2 protein-coding genes are annotated in these 2,899 nt (G+C 68.5%); one reads left to right on the top strand and one right to left on the bottom strand.

The features are described from left to right. Window positions 1-1,000 precede the first annotated feature (1,000 nt). Window positions 1,001-1,561 carry an alpha/beta fold hydrolase gene (locus G6018_RS04270; RefSeq protein WP_179524635.1) on the top strand — a complete coding sequence of 187 codons (561 nt, stop codon included), beginning with the start codon at window positions 1,001-1,003 and terminating at the stop codon, window positions 1,559-1,561. Between the two features lie 133 nt (window positions 1,562-1,694). Here the strand turns inward: G6018_RS04270 and G6018_RS04265 are convergent, their stop codons facing one another. Next, on the bottom strand, window positions 1,695-2,684 hold the full coding sequence (locus tag G6018_RS04265; protein WP_347237791.1) for a bile acid:sodium symporter: 990 nt from the start codon (window positions 2,682-2,684) through the stop codon (window positions 1,695-1,697). Window positions 2,685-2,899: the final 215 nt, after the last annotated feature.

The raw sequence follows: 2,899 nt of genomic DNA, 5'->3' as shown, positions 1-2,899 counted from the left end.
AGTTCTCAAACAACACCACCACACCGTCGCCATGTGGCACTATCGCCACATACCTTAGGGGGAAGTTGCCGCTCTCCATCGGAGGCAGCTCGCCTACTCTAGCGGACCGAAGTCGATCGGTCAACCCGATCGTTCGGCGCCCCTTCGCGAAGCCACCGCCCGAAACCAGGACTCGAACCTCTCGGCTCGACCCCCGCTCCCTGGCGGCTCCGATAAAGTTACACGCGCCCCAACGGAACACCAAATCGGCTGGTCAACGCCTCCCAGGGCGCCCCTGCAGGCCCATGCCGGCAGATCGCCAAAGCCACGTACAGACGGGTCTTCCCGCTGCGTCCCTGCCGTGTTCCCCCTCCGGCCGCCCGACTTCCGCCCCTGCCACCACGTGTCCTACCCGACCCGAGGGGACGGGGCCTACGCGATCCGGTCATCAGTGCGGCTCGAGCTGCAGGGCGGAGTCGGCTCGTCCTCCCAGTGCTCGGCTCGTCCTCCCAGAGCTCCGTCGCGTGCGGTGAGTGGCCGTCCCGACTCACGACCGTGTGGGGGGCACTCAGGGCGGGGGCCTCGGCGTGCGGATCGCGACCGTGTGCGGGCTCACCGGTCTCACCCGTCACCGCCTCTACCGCGCCTCCGGCCGGGCCGGGGTCTTCTACCGAGCCGGCACCACGGCATGTCGCCGGCCGACCGCGCACCGTCGTGGCCGGGTACACCGTGCTGTGTCGATCGACGGCGACCGCCGCGAACCTCGCGTCGTTCCGCGTCGAGAACCTCCGAGCATCACGGCCCGGTCTCCGGTGCCCGCCGGACACCGAACCCGGCAGCACACTGATGCATCAACGCGAGCAGGTGAGCAACTGCCCCGCGCTCGGACTGAACCCGAGCAACGGTCGGACACTCCCCTCGGTGATCCCCGGCCGCGAGCCGGTGCGGAGGAGTGGAACGACACCCAGGCCGCCAGGGCTGTACTCACCCTCCCTTGCGGCACGGTCTACCGTTCGGTGGCATGACGTCGGTAAGAACCACCCAGGCCGTGATCTTCCACGGGTACGGTGCGACGCCCGCGGACCATTGGTTCGGGTGGCTCGCAGAACAGCTCGAACACGCGGGGGTCCCCACACGAGTACCCGCCTTGCCGGAGTCCACGTCCCCATCTCCGGACCGGTGGGCGGCTACCGCCGCAGAAGAGCTCGGTATCCCGGGGAGAGACACGATCGTGGTCGCCCACAGCCTCGGTTGCCTCACCGTTCTGCGCCACCTCGCCTCCCTGACGGGACCGTGGGAGGTGGGCGGTCTCGTGCTCGTCTCGGGATTCGTCGACCCGTTGCCGGGGCTACCCGAACTGGACGACTTCATCGGTGACGGCGTGGACCTGTCCGGGATCCGAGAGAGGGCCGGGTCGCTCACCATCTTGCGTTCCGACGACGACGATCATGTTCCTGTCGACCTCACAGACCGCCTGGCCGGTCTTCTCGGCACGTCGGCTCAGGTCGTCCCGGGAGCGGGCCACTTCCTCGCGACCGACGGAGTCACGACGCTGCCCCACGCCCTCGACGCCATCGTGTGACACACGCAGCAGGCTCTCGGTGGAGTGTGCCGGCACCACCGTGGACAACCGTCGCTCCGCCCTCGCACCAGCCGAGCGCAGATAGGTGCGGTGGCCACATCCGCCGCCCCGGGACCCGTCGACACGGTGGTCCTCACAGTCCCCCGTCGGCGGACCGCTGGTCGGTCCTGAAGACCACCGGAATCAGCCAGAGGAAGGCGATCATGCCGAGGAGCTCGACCAGGGTCTGTGCCACGATCACCACTGCCGCCACCTCGAACCCCTCAGGCAGTGCGAGCGCCAGCGGAAGGACGACGAACGAATTCCGGGTCCCGAGTCCGAAGGCGAGTGTCCGGGCCTGTCGGGGCGGGAGAGAGAACGAGACCGCCAGAGCCTTGGCGGTGAGCGCGGCCGCGAGCAGGAACGCCACGAAGACCGGGACGACGACCGGGAGAACGTTCAGCGCACCGAGCACGGTATCCACCTGAGCCGTGGCGACGAGAAACACGACACCAGCGAGCAGCGGAACCGGTGCCCAGGCCCATCGATCACGCACCACAAGACGCCCCGGGCGGGCATCGACCCACCACTGCGTGAGCGTCGACGCGATCAGGGGCACGGCGACGATCAGCAGCGCCGGCGCGACCACGTTGAGCGTGATCAACCCTGTGACCTCCTCCCGCGCCATGAGCAGCAGATAAAGAGGAAGCAGGAGCAGCTGTAGAACAAGGTTGACGGGGGTCACCGCGACGGCCCGGGGCACATCCCCGCCGGCGAGCTGGGTGAAGGAGATGAACCAGTCGGTGCACGGCACGAGCAACACCAGCAACACGCCCAGACGGATCGCGGGGTCGGCGGGAAGGAGAGACACCATCGCCCACACGATCAGGGGCATGAGTACGAAGTTGCCCAACAGGACCACTCCGGAGAACCGGAGGTCGCGCGAGGCGGAGATTAGGTGCAGCACCGGCACCTGGAGGAACGTGGCATAGAGCAACAGGGCGAGAACCGGCCACAGCAGCACCTCGGCCATCGACGCCGTCGCCGGGATGGCGCTCCCCGATGCGAGACCCGCGGCGATGGCCGCGACATAGATCCACACCTGCCAACGCTCGAGGGTGAGCCGATTCAGTCGCTTGTCCACCCCGTCGGCACCTCTCTCATCCTCCAGATCCGAGACCACGGCGGCTCCGACCACGCCAGCCAGTCCGAACCCGAGGCCGACTCCTTCCGGTCCGCCGGTCACCCGAGCCGGAGACGGGCCCGGTCCTCGTCCGCAGGCCTGCAAGCTCGCCTGCAGCCTGCCACGCACGTGGGTGGGGTGGTATGACGGGAGCCCCCGGGTCGCGTGATGCGATC

Source organism: Dietzia sp. DQ11-44 (assembly GCF_014145205.1).
Lineage (GTDB): Bacteria > Actinomycetota > Actinomycetes > Mycobacteriales > Mycobacteriaceae > Dietzia > Dietzia natronolimnaea.
This window is presented reverse-complemented; position numbering and strand designations above follow the sequence as displayed.